This is a genomic window from Pseudomonas sp. AO-1 (assembly GCF_019775695.1).
Taxonomy (GTDB): domain Bacteria; phylum Pseudomonadota; class Gammaproteobacteria; order Pseudomonadales; family Pseudomonadaceae; genus Aquipseudomonas; species Aquipseudomonas parakoreensis.
On the sequence record NZ_CP079947.1, the window covers coordinates 6,170,936 to 6,186,360 of the forward strand.

A 15,425-nucleotide genomic window follows, 5' to 3' on the forward strand; every position below is an offset into this window, starting at 1 on the left:
CGATCTGGTTCCTGCACTTCGTCGCTCAGCCCCCTATGCGACAAATACGCACAGTGCCTCAAGACTTTAGTCGTATGACCGATAAGTCATCCATACAGCAGTCTCAGCCCGCATGGATGCGGCCCTTTCTGGTATCCGCGCCATGTCCCTTCGCAATATGAATATCGCCCCCCGGGCGTTCACCGGTTTCGCCCTGATCGGCGGCCTGATGCTGATTCTCGGCGTGTTCGCCCTGAACCAGATGAGCAAAATCCGCGGCGCCGCCGAGGACATCACCAACAGCAGTGTGCCGAGCATCAAGAACCTCGACGAGTTCACCCAACTGACCTTGCGCCTGCGGGTGCTGTCGTATCGCTTGCTGGTCAATCGCGAGCCGGACGTGCAGCAGAAGACCATGGAATTGCTGGACACCCGCAACCAGCAGATCCGCGCCGCCCAATCGGCCTATGAGCCGTTGATCAGCGGACCGCAGGAACGCGCGGCCTACGATCAATATGTGCAGTTGCTGGGCCAGTACCGGCAGATCGAAGACCGGATGAAAACGCTGTCGCGCAACAATCAGGTGGATGAACTGCGCAACCTGCTCAACACCGAGTTGCTGAACAACTCCGAAGCGATGAACACCGTGCTCAACCGCCTGATGCAGATCAACGGCGAGCAGATCAGCCAGACCAATCAAGAGGCTGCCGAGCAGTATGCCTCGGCGTTCAATCTGGTGGTCACCCTGCTGGTCGTGGCGACCGGCCTGACCTTGCTGTTCGCCTGGCTGCTGACCATCAGCATCACCAAGCCGATTTCCAAAGCGCTGGACGCGGCGGAAACCATTGCCGAGGGCAACCTGGCCCAACCGATCCACGTCGACGGCAGCGACGAAGCCGGGCGTTTGTTGGCGGCCATGGCCAAGATGCAATCGAAGCTGCGCGACACCTTGCAGCGCATCTCCGGCTCGGCCACCCAGCTTGCATCTGCGGCGGAAGAACTGAACAGCGTCACCGACGAAAGCGCCCACGGCCTGACCCAGCAGAACAACGAAATCGAACAGGCTGCCACCGCCGTCAACGAGATGACCAGCGCCGTGGAAGAAGTGGCGCGCAACGCAGTGAGCACTTCGGAAGCCTCGAAGAACGCCGCCACCTCGGCGGGTGATGGCCGTGATCTGGTACAGGAAACCGTCAGCGCCATCGAACGCATGAGCGCCGATGTGCAGAGCACGGCGAGCCTGATCGGCGATCTGGCGAATGAATCCCGTGACATCGGCAAGGTGCTGGACGTGATTCGTGGTCTGGCGGATCAGACCAACCTGCTGGCCCTGAACGCGGCGATTGAAGCGGCACGTGCCGGTGAAGCCGGGCGTGGTTTCGCCGTAGTCGCCGATGAGGTGCGTGCCCTGGCGCATCGCACCCAACAGTCGACCAGCGAAATCGAACGCATGATCGGCAGCATCCAGAGCGGCACCGAACACGCCGTGGATTCGATGCGCAACAGCACCGAGCGTGCCGAATCGACGCTGAACATTGCGCGTGGCGCCGGGATGTCGCTGGACACCATCAACAGCGCGATCGTCGAGATCAACGAGCGCAATCTGGTGATCGCCAGCGCCGCCGAGGAGCAGGCGCAAGTTGCGCGCGAAGTGGATCGCAACCTGGTGAACATCCGCGACCTGTCGGTGCAGTCGGCCACCGGCGCGAATCAGACCAGTGCGGCGAGTAACGAGCTCTCGCGCCTGGCGCTGGACCTGAACAATATGGTTGGGCGGTTCAGCCTTTAATCCCGCCATGCAGCGGCTGGAGAAACTCCTTTGTAGCGAGGGGATTTATCCCCGATCGGCTGCGAAGCAGTCGTAAAACCATCGTGCGAGGTGTATCTGATGCACCTCGCATTCAGCGTTTGGGGCGGCTTCGCCACCCATCGGGGATAAATCCCCTCGCCACAGTTTTCATTCGGTGCACATTCAATGTGATGCCAGCGTAAAAACCTTTTTGACAGCATCACATTTCAACAGGTTAGAATCGCTGGCACGCAGACTGCATGGTCAGTTTGTGCCCGTCTTTACGCTTCTGGAGTACTGCCTTTGAATGCGACGACCATCAACAGCCTGTTCTTGATCGGCGCGTTGCTGGTAGGTGCGAGCATTCTTGTCAGCTCACTGTCCTCCCGTCTCGGCATTCCCATTCTGGTGATCATCCTCGCGGTCGGCATGACCGCCGGGGTCGATGGCGGCGGGATCATTTTCGATAACTACCCGACGGCTTATCTGGTCGGCAACCTCGCACTGGCGGTGATCCTCCTCGACGGTGGCTTGCGCACCCGGGTTTCGAGTTTCCGCGTGGCCCTGTGGCCGGCGCTGTCGCTGGCGACGGTTGGGGTGCTGATCACCACCGGGCTCACCGGTATGGCCGCCGCGTGGCTGTTCGACCTGAACCTGATTCAGGGCCTGCTGATCGGTGCCATCGTCGGTTCGACTGACGCCGCTGCGGTGTTCTCGCTGCTCGGCGGCAAGGGCCTCAACGAACGGGTGACCGCCAGCCTGGAAATCGAATCCGGCAGCAACGACCCGATGGCGGTGTTCCTCACCGTGACCCTGATCGACATGCTCGCCAGCGGCCAGACCGGCCTGCACTGGAGCCTGCTGACGCACCTGATCCGCGAATTCGGCATCGGCGGCGTGATCGGCCTCGGCGGTGGCTGGCTGATGCTGCAACTGGTTAACCGGATCAACCTCGCCACCGGCCTGTACCCGATTCTGGTGATCGCCGGCGGTCTGGTGGTGTTCGCCCTGACCAACGCCCTGCACGGCAGCGGCTTCCTCGCGGTGTACCTGTGCGGTCTGGTGATCGGCAACCGCCCGGTGCGCAGCCGTCACGGCATCCTGCATATGCTCGACGGCATGGCCTGGCTGGCGCAGATCGGCATGTTCCTCGTGCTGGGGCTGCTGGTCACTCCGCATGATTTGCTGCCGATCGCCCTGCCCGCCCTCGGTCTGGCGCTGTGGATGATTCTGTTCGCCCGGCCGCTGTCGGTGATCGTCGGCCTGCTGCCGTTCAAGGCGTTCCATGGTCGCGAGAAAGCGTTTATTTCCTGGGTCGGTCTGCGCGGCGCGGTACCGATCATTCTCGCAGTGTTCCCGTTGATGGCCGGGCTGCCGAATGCGCAGCTGTACTTCAACCTCGCGTTCTTCATCGTGCTGGTGTCGCTGCTGGTGCAGGGCACAAGCTTGCCGTGGGTCGCCAGACTGCTCAAGGTGACAGTGCCGCCGGAGCCGGCGCCGATCTCCCGATCGGCGCTGGAGGTGCACATCACCAGCGAGTGGGAACTGTTCGTTTACAAGCTCGGCGCCGAGAAATGGTGCATTGGTTCACCGCTGCGCGAGCTGAAAATGCCCGAAGGGACACGTATCGCCGCGCTGTTTCGTGGCCAGCAACTGCTCCATCCGTCGGGTAGTACGGTGCTGGAAGTCGATGATTTGCTGTGTGTTATCGGCCATGAACACAACCTTCCAGCCCTCGGCAAACTGTTCAGCCAGGCACCGCAACGCGGTCTGGATCTGCGTTTCTTCGGTGACTTCGTCCTCGAAGGAGACGCCCAGCTTAAAGCGGTTGCGGCGCTTTACGGGTTGCCGGCCGAGGGCATTGATCCGGACATGACCTTGGGCGCGTTCATTGCCCAGAAGGTTGGCGGTGCGCCGATCGTTGGCGACCAGGTGGAGTGGAACAACACCCACTGGACGGTCGCGGTCATGGACGGGAACAAGATCGGCAAAGTGGGCGTCAGATTCCCCGAAGGAAGTCGCCCGGGTCCCGGTCTCTTCCTCTAAACTGCGTCCACTCTCACTTGCTTGACCGGTCTCTATGCCTACCCTGCGCTCTTTCTTTTTCGCGGCCCTGCTGGGCCTGAGTCTTTCCGTCGGCCCGCTGTATGCCGCTGAACCGCCGTCCAGCGAAGCCGTGCAGGCCAGCCTGGACAAACTGGCCGACAGCAAACTGCCGGATGCCGACAAAAAGACCCTGCAAACGGTCCTGCAAACCACGCTCAACCAGCTCAACAGCCGGCGTGATTACGACCAGAAGCTGATCGACCTCAAGCAGCAACTGGCTTCCGCCCCGCGGCAGACCATCGAGAACACCCGCGAACTGGCACGCCTCAAGGCCACGGCAGTGGTGCCGGTGGCGCAGCGTTTCAGCAAAGAGTCGATCCAGCAGCTGGAGCAGATCCTCACCGATCGCTCGACCCAGCAAAGTGACCTGCAAAAAGCCCTGGCCGATGCCAACAGCCTGATCATCACCGCCCAGACTCGCCCAGAGCGTGCGCAGGCAGAAATCTCTGCCAGCCAGACGCGCATCCAGCAGATCAACAACATCCTCAAGTCCGGCAAGGACAGCGGCAAGACCGTCAGTGCCGAACAACGCGATCAATTGAACGCCGAGCTCGTCGCGTTGAACGCACTGATCCCGCTGCGCCGCCAGGAACTGGCCGGCAACAGCCAGTTGCAGGATCTGGGCAACAGCCAGCACGACCTGCTCACGGAAAAGTCCGACCGACTCGATCGCGAGATCCAGGAACTTCAGACGCTGATCAACCAGAAGCGCCTGGCACAGTCGCAGGAAACCGTCACCCAGCAATCGATCGAGGCACAGAAGGCCGGCGGCAGCAGCCTGCTCGCCACTGAAAGCGCCGCCAACCTCAAACTTTCCGATTACCTGCTCAAAAGCACCGACCGCCTCAACGAAGTCACCCAACAGAACCTGCAGACCAAACAGCAACTCGACAGCCTGACCCAGAGCGACTCCGCCCTCGACGAGCAGATCAACGTGCTCAAGGGCAGCCTGCTGCTGTCGAAGATTCTCTATAAGCAGAAGCAGGCGTTGCCGCGGCTCAAGGTCGACCGCGATCTGGCGGACCAGATCGCCGACATTCGCCTGTATCAGTTCGAAGTCAGTCAGCAGCGCGAACTGCTGAGCAACCCGGCAACCTACGTCGACAACCTGCTTTCCACCCAGCCACCGGAACAAGTCACCCCGCAACTGCGCAAGAGCCTGATGGAACTGGCCAACACCCGCGCCGACCTGCTGGAACGTCTGAACCGTGAACTGAGCGCGGTGCTCAACGAATCGATCACCCTGCAACTCAACCAGAAACAACTGCTGAGCACCGCGCAGAGCCTGCGTGCGACCCTCGACGAGCAGATGTTCTGGATCCCCAGCAACAAGCCACTGGACACGGAATGGCTACGCGGTGTGCCGGAGCGGCTCAAGCGGCAGATCGATACCCTGCCGCTGGCCTCAAGCCTGAGCGAGCTGACCGACGGCCTGACCCAGCGTCCGCTGCTGTTTCTGCCGCTGGCCCTGCTGATCGGCGCTCTGCTGTGGCGGCGCAAGGCGCTGTATGCGCGGCTGAACAAGGTTCACCAGGACATCGGGCACTTCAAGCGTGACAGCCAGTGGCATACCCCGCAGGCGATCCTGATCAACATTCTGCTGGCGATGCCGGTGGCCCTTGGCCTGGCGCTGTGCGGGCTGGCCCTGCAGATCGATGCCCGCGGGCAGAACGCCAACATGGGCGCGGCGCTGCTGCAAATGGGTCAGGCGTGGCTGGTGTTCTACACCGCTTACCGAATTCTCTCGCCAGGCGGTGTGGCCGAGTTGCATTTCCGCTGGGACAAGCCGCAGGTCGAGTTCCTGCAGGGCTGGATCCGTCGCCTCGGGCTGGTGGTGATGGCGCTGGTGACCGTGGTGGCGGTGGCCGAGCTGCAACCGGCGGCGCTGGCCGACGACGTCATCGGCATGCCGGTGGTGCTGACCTGCTACGCGCTGATGGCGTGGCTGCTCAGCCGCCTGTTGATCAGCAGCCCGGCCCACGAAAACACCTCGCTGTTCCGCAAGGCCGTGGGCGTGATGTTCACTCTGTTGCCAATCGCCCTGTTCGTCGCGGTGTGCTTCGGCTACTACTACACCGCGCTGAAACTCAGCGACCGGTTGATCAACACCCTGTACCTGCTGATGTTCTGGCTGGTGATCGAGGCTACCTTCGTCCGTGGTCTGGCGGTCGCCGCACGCCGCCTGGCCTACCAGCGCGCCCTGGCCAAACGTCAGGCGGCGAAAGAGGCCGGCGACGGCGAAGCGGTGATCGAAGAGCCGACCCTGGACATCGAGAAGGTCAACGAACAGTCGCTGCGCCTGATCCGTCTGGCACTGCTCGGCGGTTTCATCGCCGCGCTGTACTGGGTCTGGGCTGACCTGATCTCGGTGTTCTCGTACCTCGACAACATCACCCTTTACGAATACACCAGCGGCACCGGCGCTAACATGAGCATGGTGCCGATCAGCATCGGCGACATGCTCGGCGCGCTGATCATCATCGGCATCACCTTCGCCCTGGCGCGCAACCTGCCGGGTCTGCTCGAAGTGTTCGTGCTGTCGAAACTCAATCTGGCGCAGGGCAGCGCCTATGCGACCACGACGCTGCTGTCCTACGTGATCGCCGGCGTCGGTTTCGTTTCCACGCTGTCGACCCTAGGCGTCAGCTGGGACAAGTTGCAGTGGCTGGTGGCGGCGCTGTCGGTCGGTCTCGGTTTCGGTATGCAGGAGATCTTCGCCAACTTCATCTCCGGCATCATGATCCTGTTCGAACGCCCGGTGCGGATCGGTGACACCATCACCATCGGCAACCTGTCGGGCACCGTGAGCAAGATCCGCATCCGCGCCACCACCATCACCGATTTCGACCGCAAGGACATCATTGTCCCGAACAAGACGTTCATTACCGGGCAACTGATCAACTGGTCGCTGACCGACACCATTACCCGCGTCACGCTGAAACTCGGTGTGGATTACGGCTCCGACCTGGATCTGGTCAAGGAACTGCTGCTCAAGGCCGCCCGGGAAAACCCGCGCGTCCTCAAGGAACCCGAGCCGCATGTGTACTTCCTCAACTTCGGCGAAAGCACCCTCGATCACGAACTGCGCATGCACGTGCGTGACCTCGGTGACCGCAACCCGGTGATCGATGAAGTGAACCGCTTCATCAACCGCGAATTCAAGAAGCAGCACATCAACATCTCGTTCCGCCAGATGGAGGTGTACCTGAAAAACCTTCATGGTCAGGAATACAAGTTGGTTCCCATCGAAGACGAGAACAAAACCATCGTCCCGATCGGCGCGGAGCAAAAGCCGCTGCAAGAGCCGCCGCCGGCCAAACTCGACTAACCGGTCTGATCCCAGCAGAATGCTCGGACATTCTGCTGGAGCCGGCCCTTGAAAGCCCTCGACGAACTGACCTTCGACAATCGCTTCGCCCGCCTCGGCGACGCGTTCTCCGCCCATGTGCTGCCCGAGCCGATCGACAACCCGCGTCTGGTCATCGCCAGCCCGGCGGCGCTGGCCCTGCTCGATCTCGAGCCGACGACGGCGGACACTCAGGAATTTGCCGAACTGTTCGGCGGCCACAAGCTGTGGGCCGATGCCGAGCCGCGGGCGATGGTCTATTCCGGGCACCAGTTTGGCGGCTACACGCCACAACTGGGCGATGGTCGCGGGCTGTTGCTCGGCGAGGTGTATAACCAGGCCGGCGAACATTGGGATCTGCATCTGAAGGGCGCCGGGCAGACGCCGTTTTCGCGCATGGGCGATGGTCGGGCGGTGCTGCGTTCATCGATCCGTGAATTTCTCGCTTCCGAAGCGCTGCACGCGCTGAACATTCCGTCTTCACGTGCAGCCTGCGTGATTGGCTCCGACACCCCGGTGTGGCGCGAAAAGCAGGAACGCGCGGCGATGGTGTTGCGTCTGGCGCCAAGCCATATCCGTTTCGGCCACTTCGAATATTTCTATTACACCAAGCGTCCCGAGCAGCAGAAGCAGCTCGGCGAGCATGTATTGGCGATGCACTACCCCGAATGCCTGGAGCAGCCGGAGCCGTATCTGGCGATGTTCCGCAAAATTGTCGAGCGCAATGCCGAACTGATTGCCAAATGGCAGGCGTACGGCTTCTGCCACGGGGTGATGAACACCGACAACATGTCGATCCTCGGCATCACCTTCGACTTCGGCCCGTTCGCCTTTCTTGACGATTTCGACGCCCACTTCATCTGCAACCATTCCGATGATCAGGGTCGCTACTCGTTCAGCAATCAAGTGCCGATCGGCCAGTGGAACCTCAGCGCCCTGGCCCAGGCGTTGACGCCGTTCATCAGCGTCGAAGCCCTGCGCGAAACCCTCGGCCTGTACCTGCCGCTGTTCCAGGCGCACTACCTCGACCTGATGCGCCGCCGCCTCGGCTTCACCACCGCCGAGGATGACGACCAGAAGCTGCTCGAAGACCTGCTGCAACTGATGCAGAACAGCGGCGTCGACTACACCTTGTTTTTCCGCCGCCTCGGCGAAGATTCAGCAGAACAGGCTGTCGCCCAATTGCGCGATGACTTCGTCGACATCAAAGGCCTCGACGCCTGGGGCGAGCGTTACGTGGCTCGGGTTGCCCGCGATGGCGACAGCGATCAGGCACAACGCCGCACACGTATGCACGCGGTCAATCCGCTGTACATCCTGCGCAACTACCTGGCGCAAAAGGCCATCGATGCCGCCGAACAAGGCGACTACTCCGAGGTACGCCGGCTGCATGCGGTGTTGAGCAAGCCGTTCGACGAACAGCCGGGAATGGAAGGTTATGCCGAACGGCCGCCGGAGTGGGGCAAGCATCTGGAGATCAGTTGTTCGTCTTGAGGCAGCCTAGATGAATACGTCTACAGGCACCTTGAAGTAGTCGGCCAGCCAGCGAACTTGCCGCAAGTTCAACTTGCGCTTGCCGTTCAGAATTTCCGAAACAACGGATTGAGTACCCACACCCGGCAGGTCGCTCTGAGTCAGTCCATGTTCGCGCATCAGGTAGCCGAGGACCTCTTCGCCGCTCGCCTCGGCCATCGGATGGTGTGTGCGATCCCACTCCCCAATCCAGTCACTGATGATGTCCACCAGACTCGCGAGTGGGTGCGAGCCATCATCACCGGTTATCTCAAGGATCTCGCCGACGGCCTGAACCAAGGCGTCGTAATCCTCTTCATTTTCTGGCCGACGCAGCGGACGAGGAAAGAAATCCGGACTTTGGTCAGCACCGGAATCCAGCCAAACATAATCGAAACCAACAAAGTCCCCGGCTAGCGAGTAAATCGCTCGGGCATTTAAGTCTTTAACAAACTCAGATCCTTCTAAAAGCTGTGAGAGCGAAAGACGTTTACCCGTTGTGAAGGCCATAGGGATGGAGTCCAAGAGTTATTCCGTTCAGATCGGCACAAGATACCAATTGGATCAAATACGGATAATCAGACTCGGTCCCGACGCACGTAGGTCCTTTCCTTAAATGAAGATGGTAATGACCTACAGCCAATTCCTTGATAATCGCGACTTTGCCTCCAGATCAGTCTTATAGACTTCTTGCCTGAGAGCCCATCATGTCTGAACCACTCCTTATCCCCTGCCCCGCCTGCAACGGCCTCAACCGCATCCCCGCCGAACGTCTCGCCGACCAGCCAAAATGCGGGCGCTGCAAGTCCGAGGTGCTACTGAGCAAGCCGTTCGAACTCAAGCAAGGTGACTACGCCAGCCAGATCAAGGGTGATCTGCCGTTGTTAGTGGATGTGTGGGCGGACTGGTGCGGGCCGTGCAAATCGTTCGCGCCGGTATTCGAGCAGGCGGCGGCGCAGTTGGCGGGCAAGTGCCGGTTGGCCAAGCTCGACAGCGAAGCCAATCAGCAGTTGTCGGCGCAGTTGGGGATTCGTTCGATTCCGAGTTTGATTCTGTTCAAGAACGGCCGGGAAGTGGCGCGTCAGAGCGGGGCGTTTCCGTTGCCGCAGTTGCTGGCGTGGCTGCGTAGCCAGGGCATCTGACCCTCCACAGGACCCCATGTGGGAGCGAGCCCGCTCGCGAAGGCGCCCGTTCAGTCAACAGAGATGTTGAACGTGCTGGCCGCTTCGCGAGCAGGCTCGCTCCCACAGGAAAATCAGTGATCTTCGAGCAGGTTGTGCAGTTCAACGAACTGCTGCGTCAGTTTGTGCCGTGGGTCGAGGTGGATCAGCGGGGTGCTGGCCTGGTGCGACTCGCGCATGCGCACCGAGCTGTTCAGATACACCGGCAGCACCGGCAAGCCCTCGGCAATCAACTCATCGAGAATCTGCTGCGGCAGACTGGCCCGGGCCTGGAACTGGTTGACCACGATGCCTTCGACTTCCAGGCCGTCGTTGTGGTCCTCCTTCAACTCTTCGATCTCCGCCAGCAGCCCGTACAGCGCCTGACGCGAGAAGCTGTCGCAATCGAAGGGAATCAATACCCGATCGGCAGCGATCAGCGCCGACACCGCATAGAAGTTCAGCGCTGGCGGCGTATCGAGATAAATCCGGTCGTATTCGCCGTCCAGCTCATCGAGCAATTTGCGCAGCTTGTTGATCTTGTGCTTGGCCTCAAGCTTGGGCTGCAGATCGGCCAGTTCAGCAGTGGCGGTGATGATGTGCAGGTTGTCGAACGGGGTTTCGTAGATGTCGGCCTGGTTTTTCTTCGAAAACGGCCCGGAAGACAGGGTCTGTTTGAAGAAGTCGGCAATGCCCATCGGTATGTCATCGCCAGTGAGCCCGGTCAGATACTGAGTGGAGTTGGCCTGGGCATCAAGGTCGACCAACAGCGTGCGATAGCCCTCGCTGGCACTCACTGCCGCCAGATTGCAGGCAATGCTGGATTTGCCCACACCCCCTTTCTGATTGAACACCACGCGCCGCATGACAAAACCTCCGTGTATCAAAGAATGACCGAGTGTAGTTGCCTGTGCGTGCGCTTCGCTACCTTCAACGACGCGGACTACAGAGTCAGGTACAAAAATCAGCGGGCACAGAGGGCAGAAACCTGCCGTGTGCGCTGACAGGCCCGACAGACAAATCCGGCACGATGCGGATAATGGCCAAGTGACAGTTTTTCTGCGGACCACTCGGTACATTTTGCTGCGCAAAACGTAACCAACATTTGCTACACACTCGTCGCACCGGGATAATGCGCGCCACCCGGCGCCAAGCGCCACATCAGGTCAGCCGCGGCTTTGGCGACTCAAAGCGTCATAAAAAGCCCGCAGGGGCAGGATGAACATCCGTGATCAACTTCAACATCGCCCAATGGCGCGCGTGGGCCCCGGGGCTCGACAGCGTGGACGCGTGGCAGGCCTGGAGCCGACAACCGGTCGTACTCCCGGACAGCGATGCCGCGCCCGATGTGTCGTTTCTGCCCGCCATGCAGCGCCGGCGCCTCAGCCGTCTGGCGCGCATGGCGTTCAGTGTCGGCTGGCCACTGGCCGACGGACGGGAAAACCTGCCGCTGGTGTTTGTTTCACGACACGGCGAAACCCCGCGCACCTTCGAGATCCTCAGTGACCTGGCCAAGGACGAGCCGTTGTCGCCGACGCAGTTCAGCCTGTCGGTGCACAACGCGATCATCGGTCTGTGGTCGATCATGCGCGGCGAAACCAGCGAAATGACCGCCCTTGCGGCAGCGGGCGATGGCCTGGAACATGGCATTCTCGAAGCGGCCGCCCTGCTCGATGAAGGCGCTCCGGCGGTGCTGCTGATCATCACCGAAGAACAGCCGCCCCAAGCCTATTCGCAGTGGATCGACGACGTGCCGTTCCCTTATGCGGTCGGTTTGCTGCTCACCCCCGGTACCGGCTGGCGGCTGACCCTGAACAGCGGCCAGGAAGCAGTGTCCAAAGCGCACTGGCCACACGCACTGAACCTGTTGCGAACCCTGCTCGGTCAGCAAACCCATTGCCAACATGCCTGGAAAAATCGTGTATGGACCTGGCAACGCAACCCGTGACCGAGAAAAACCGCGACGCCTACTACTGGCGCCTCCTGGCCACTGCCGCAAGTTTCGCGCTGTTCGGGCTGGGCGGGTTGTGCTTGCGCCTGCTGGTGTTTCCGCTGCTCGGTTGCCTGCCCGGCGATGCCTTGAAACATCGTCAGCGCGCACGGCAGACTGTCAGTCGGCTGTTCTGGTTTTTCGTCCGTTTCATGGCCCGCACCGGTGTGCTGACGTACGACATTCAAGGGGCGGAACGTCTCGGTCGCCCGGGGCAAATGATCATCGCCAACCACCCATCGCTGATCGACGTGGTGTTCCTGATCGGCCTCGTGCGTCAAGCCAATTGCGTGGTGAAGAAAAGCCTGTGGGAAAACCCGTTCACTCGTGGCCCGTTGCGCCGCACCGAATACATCAGCAATGACGGCAGCATGGACATGCTCGACGCCGCCGCCGAGTCCCTGCAAAACGGCCAGACCCTGATCATTTTCCCCGAAGGCACGCGCACTCAGCCCGGTCAGGCGCCCGCCTTTCATCGGGGGGCGGCAGCGATTGCCCTGCGCGGTGCGAAAATCCTTACGCCAGTGGTCATCAAGGTCAATCCGACCACCTTGACCAAGGCCGAACCCTGGTATCGGATCCCCCACCGCCGCGTGCACTTCAGTTTTCGTGTCGGGGCCGATATAGACCCACAGACTTTCGCCACGCAAGGCCCCGCACCGCAGGCCTCGCGCAAGCTCAACGATTATTTGCACTCTTACTTCATTAAGGAGCTCGCCGAAGATGAGCGATCTGAATAACCCTGGCCTGGTGCGCGACATCAAACGGCTGATCATCGATGCCCTGGGCCTCGAAGACATCAGCGTCGACGATATCGGTGACGAACAGACGCTGTTCGGCGAAGGCCTGGGCCTGGATTCTGTCGACGCGCTGGAACTGGGTCTGGCGATCCAGAAAAAATACGGCATCAAGATCGACGCCGACGCCAAAGACACCCGTAACCACTTCACCAACGTGGCGAGCCTTGCGGCATTCGTCACGGCAAAACAGGCAGCTTGAGACCGGACCATGCAAACTCGTGACGACATTTTCAACACCCTGCGCGATGCCTTGGTCGAGCTGTTCGAACTGGATCCGGGGCGCATCAGCCTGGAGTCCAACCTGTATCAGGATCTGGAGATCGACAGCATCGACGCGGTCGATCTGATCGATCACATCAAACGCCAGACCGGCAAGAAAATCGCCGCCGAAGAATTCAAGTCGGTGCGCACCGTCGGTGACGTGGTCGAGGCGGTCTACCGTCTGGTTCAACCGGCCGCATGAGCCGATTGATCGGCCTCGGCCTGCTGCTGGCGGGGCTGCTGTACCCCTTTGCGGTGTATTTCGGCATGGAGCACTTCGCCCCGTGGCAGTTCGGGCTGCTGCTGGGTAGCCTGTGGCTGGCGCGCGCCCTGACTGGCGAGCGCAAGCCAGGCAGTCTGTGGATGGCCTGCGTGGCGATCGGGTTCTGCCTGCTGCTGGCGCTGTTCGACAGTCCGCGGTTGCTGCGCTGGTACCCGGTGCTGATCAGCGGCTTCATGCTGGTGCTGTTCAGCCTGAGTCTGAAATGGGGCCCGCCGATGGTCGAGCGCCTGGCACGACTGCGCGAGCCGCAACTGCCGCCCGAGGCGATCCGCTACACGCGTCAGGTCACCGTGGCCTGGAGCGTGTTTTTCTTCTGCAACGGTTTGTGCGCCGCGCTCCTGACCCTGTGGGCGCCGCTGCATTGGTGGATGTTGTACACCGGCCTGATCTCCTACGGATTGATCGGCCTGATGTTTGCCATTGAATGGCTGATACGACAACGGGTAAGAGGCCGTAAATGAACTGGATAAAACTTGAGCAACTGTTGCTCAAGGCCCTGCCGGGGCGAGCGATCACCGACACCCCGGCCCTCGACCATGCGCAACTGCGCGAGCAGGCGCTAAGCATTGCCGCCGGCCTGCAGGCACGCGGCGTGCAGCGCATGGCGCTGCACCTGGAAGATGCCGCCGACCTCGCCATCGCCCTGCTCGGGGCCTGGCGCGCCGGCGTCAGCGTCCTGTTGCCCGCGGACCTGCAAGTGCAGACCCGCCAGCGCTGGTCGAGCGAAGTCGATCTGTGGCTGAGCGATCACTCCGATGATTCACACCTGAGCGATCTGTTGCAGCCTGCCCTGCCCGGCGCCGAACTGGATCTCGACCAGTGCCGCCTGAGCCTGTGCACCTCCGGCTCCAGCGGCGAGCCCAAGCGTATCGACAAGACTCTGCGCCAACTGGCCAACGAGGTCGAAGCACTGGAGCAACTGTGGGGGGCGGATCTGGGTGAAGCCTGGATCATCGGCAGCGTTGCCACCCAGCACATCTACGGTTTGCTGTTCCGGGTGCTGTGGCCGCTGTGCGCCGGACGGCCGTTCGTGCGCAGGCAACTGGCGTTTCCGGAAGACCTGCAGCGTGCCAGCCGCGAGCACCCGGCCTTCGCCTGGGTCGGCAGCCCGGCATTGCTCAAGCGCATGGGCGACAACCTCGACTGGCCGGCCCTGAGCGCCGTGCGCCGGGTGTTTTCCTCCGGCGGCGCTTTACCCGCAGACGCGGCGCAGAGCCTGCAGCAACGCCTGCAACAGTGGCCGACCGAAATCCTCGGCAGCTCGGAAACCGGCGGCATCGCCTGGCGCCAAGGCGCCAGCCTGTGGCAGCCCTTCGCCGGGGTTGAACTGAGCCAGGACAGCGACGGCGCCCTGCTGATCGCTTCCCCCTATTTGCCGGCGGGGCATGTCGAACACACCGCCGACGCTGCGTGCATCGCTGCCGACGGGCGTTTCGAGCTGCTTGGGCGGCTGGATCGTATCGTCAAACTCGAAGAGAAGCGCATTTCCCTGCCGATGCTGGAACAGGCACTGGGCGCCCATGACTGGGTCGCCGAAGCACGGCTGGGCGTGGTTCAGGAAAACCGCGCAGTACTCGGCGCCTTGCTGGTGCTCAGCGACGCCGGCCTGTTTGCCTTGCGTGAACACGGCCGCCGCAGCCTGACCGAAGCCCTGCGCAAGCACCTGAGCCAGCATTGCGAAGCGCTGGCCTTGCCCCGGCGCTGGCGTCTGGTGCGGCAACTGCCGCTGAACAGCCAGGGCAAACTGCCCCAGGCCGACATCGAAGCACTGTTGCTGGCGCCACGGCCGAAAGCGCCAGAAGTGCTGGAGCAAGTCGAAACCGACGGCGAGTGGAGCCTGCAATTGAGTGTTCCACCGGATCTGGCCTACTTCAGCGGCCACTTCCCCAAAGCCCCGGTGCTGCCCGGCGTGGTGCAGGTCGAATGGGCACTGAACCTCGGCCGACAACTGCTGAACCTGCCCGGCAAATTTGCCGGCATGGAAGTGCTGAAATTCCAGCAACTGGTGCGCCCGGGCGATGAAGTCCAGCTGCATCTGCGTTTCGATTCCGAGCGCGGCAAGCTGTATTTCGCCTACCGTAACGACACCGCGACCTGCTCCAGCGGACGAATCCTGCTAGGAGCCGCCGATGCATAACCTGTGGCGAGGGAGCTTGCTCCCGCTGGGCTGCGCAGCGGCCCCAAACCCGGTTCACGCAA

The 15,425-nt window shown here is 61.6% G+C and carries 13 protein-coding genes; 11 read left to right on the forward strand and 2 right to left on the reverse strand.

What is annotated here, in order from left to right; translation table 11 throughout:
- The first annotated feature begins 142 nt into the window (after positions 1-142).
- From KVQ82_RS28120 to selO, 4 genes are all read left to right on the forward strand, one after another.
- The gene (locus tag KVQ82_RS28120) at positions 143-1,768 is read left to right on the forward strand and encodes a methyl-accepting chemotaxis protein (protein ID WP_222017069.1); all 1,626 of its coding nucleotides are present in this window, start codon (positions 143-145) and stop codon (positions 1,766-1,768) included.
- 303 nt (positions 1,769-2,071) lie between these two features.
- Positions 2,072-3,814 (forward strand): potassium/proton antiporter, encoded by a 1,743-nt coding sequence (locus tag KVQ82_RS28125; protein ID WP_041074130.1) that lies wholly within the window; start codon positions 2,072-2,074, stop codon positions 3,812-3,814.
- 34 nt (positions 3,815-3,848) lie between these two features.
- Complete coding sequence (mscK, locus tag KVQ82_RS28130) at positions 3,849-7,202, forward strand: mechanosensitive channel MscK (protein WP_222017071.1); 3,354 nt, start codon at positions 3,849-3,851, stop codon at positions 7,200-7,202.
- A gap of 48 nt (positions 7,203-7,250) precedes the next feature.
- Positions 7,251-8,714, forward strand: coding sequence for a protein adenylyltransferase SelO (selO, locus tag KVQ82_RS28135; protein ID WP_222017073.1), 1,464 nt, complete (start codon positions 7,251-7,253; stop codon positions 8,712-8,714).
- Positions 8,715-8,720: 6 nt separating this feature from the next.
- Here selO and KVQ82_RS28140 read toward each other — a convergent pair whose 3' ends face one another.
- Complete coding sequence (locus tag KVQ82_RS28140; protein ID WP_198758220.1) at positions 8,721-9,113, reverse strand: type II toxin-antitoxin system HigA family antitoxin; 393 nt, start codon at positions 9,111-9,113, stop codon at positions 8,721-8,723.
- A 326-nt stretch (positions 9,114-9,439) separates the two neighbouring features.
- On the opposite strand from KVQ82_RS28140, the gene trxC reads away from it, so the two are divergent.
- Entirely contained in the window at positions 9,440-9,874 is a 435-nt protein-coding gene (gene trxC / locus KVQ82_RS28145) for a thioredoxin TrxC (RefSeq protein ID WP_222017075.1), read from the forward strand.
- A gap of 113 nt (positions 9,875-9,987) precedes the next feature.
- On the opposite strand, the gene KVQ82_RS28150 is transcribed toward trxC, so the two are convergent.
- On the reverse strand, positions 9,988-10,758 hold the full coding sequence (locus tag KVQ82_RS28150) for a ParA family protein (protein ID WP_041074859.1): 771 nt from the start codon (positions 10,756-10,758) through the stop codon (positions 9,988-9,990).
- 362 nt (positions 10,759-11,120) lie between these two features.
- Between KVQ82_RS28150 and KVQ82_RS28155 the strand changes: the two genes are divergently transcribed.
- The 6 genes from KVQ82_RS28155 to KVQ82_RS28180 are packed head-to-tail and all read left to right on the forward strand — an operon-like array spanning position 11,121 to position 15,363.
- A complete protein-coding gene (locus tag KVQ82_RS28155; RefSeq protein WP_047290917.1) occupies positions 11,121-11,840 on the forward strand; it encodes a beta-ketoacyl synthase chain length factor in 720 nt (239 codons plus the stop codon).
- Complete coding sequence (locus KVQ82_RS28160) at positions 11,816-12,622, forward strand: 1-acyl-sn-glycerol-3-phosphate acyltransferase (RefSeq protein ID WP_041074863.1); 807 nt, start codon at positions 11,816-11,818, stop codon at positions 12,620-12,622. Before KVQ82_RS28155 ends, KVQ82_RS28160 begins: the two co-directional genes overlap by 25 nt.
- On the forward strand, positions 12,606-12,881 hold the full coding sequence (locus tag KVQ82_RS28165) for a phosphopantetheine-binding protein (RefSeq protein ID WP_041074865.1): 276 nt from the start codon (positions 12,606-12,608) through the stop codon (positions 12,879-12,881). Before KVQ82_RS28160 ends, KVQ82_RS28165 begins: the two co-directional genes overlap by 17 nt.
- A 9-nt stretch (positions 12,882-12,890) precedes the next feature.
- Positions 12,891-13,145 (forward strand): acyl carrier protein, encoded by a 255-nt coding sequence (locus KVQ82_RS28170; protein WP_041074867.1) that lies wholly within the window; start codon positions 12,891-12,893, stop codon positions 13,143-13,145.
- The gene (locus KVQ82_RS28175; RefSeq protein ID WP_222017076.1) at positions 13,142-13,687 is read left to right on the forward strand and encodes a hypothetical protein; all 546 of its coding nucleotides are present in this window, start codon (positions 13,142-13,144) and stop codon (positions 13,685-13,687) included. Before KVQ82_RS28170 ends, KVQ82_RS28175 begins: the two co-directional genes overlap by 4 nt.
- Positions 13,684-15,363, forward strand: a complete 1,680-nt coding sequence (locus KVQ82_RS28180) for an acyl-CoA synthetase family protein (RefSeq protein ID WP_222017078.1) — start codon at positions 13,684-13,686, stop codon at positions 15,361-15,363. Before KVQ82_RS28175 ends, KVQ82_RS28180 begins: the two co-directional genes overlap by 4 nt.
- Positions 15,364-15,425 lie beyond the last annotated feature (62 nt).

Excerpts from the sequence above, each read along its gene's own strand:
- KVQ82_RS28120 (WP_222017069.1), top strand. The coding sequence starts at position 143 with ATGTCCCTTCGCAATATGAATATCGCCCCCCGGGCGTTCACCGGTTTC.
- KVQ82_RS28160 (WP_041074863.1), top strand. The coding sequence starts at position 11,816 with ATGGACCTGGCAACGCAACCCGTGACCGAGAAAAACCGCGACGCCTAC.
- KVQ82_RS28170 (WP_041074867.1), top strand. The coding sequence starts at position 12,891 with ATGCAAACTCGTGACGACATTTTCAACACCCTGCGCGATGCCTTGGTC.
- KVQ82_RS28175 (WP_222017076.1), top strand. The coding sequence starts at position 13,142 with ATGAGCCGATTGATCGGCCTCGGCCTGCTGCTGGCGGGGCTGCTGTAC.
- mscK (WP_222017071.1), top strand. The coding sequence starts at position 3,849 with ATGCCTACCCTGCGCTCTTTCTTTTTCGCGGCCCTGCTGGGCCTGAGT.
- KVQ82_RS28150 (WP_041074859.1), bottom strand. The coding sequence starts at position 10,758 with ATGCGGCGCGTGGTGTTCAATCAGAAAGGGGGTGTGGGCAAATCCAGC.
- KVQ82_RS28165 (WP_041074865.1), top strand. The coding sequence starts at position 12,606 with ATGAGCGATCTGAATAACCCTGGCCTGGTGCGCGACATCAAACGGCTG.
- KVQ82_RS28180 (WP_222017078.1), top strand. The coding sequence starts at position 13,684 with ATGAACTGGATAAAACTTGAGCAACTGTTGCTCAAGGCCCTGCCGGGG.
- trxC (WP_222017075.1), top strand. The coding sequence starts at position 9,440 with ATGTCTGAACCACTCCTTATCCCCTGCCCCGCCTGCAACGGCCTCAAC.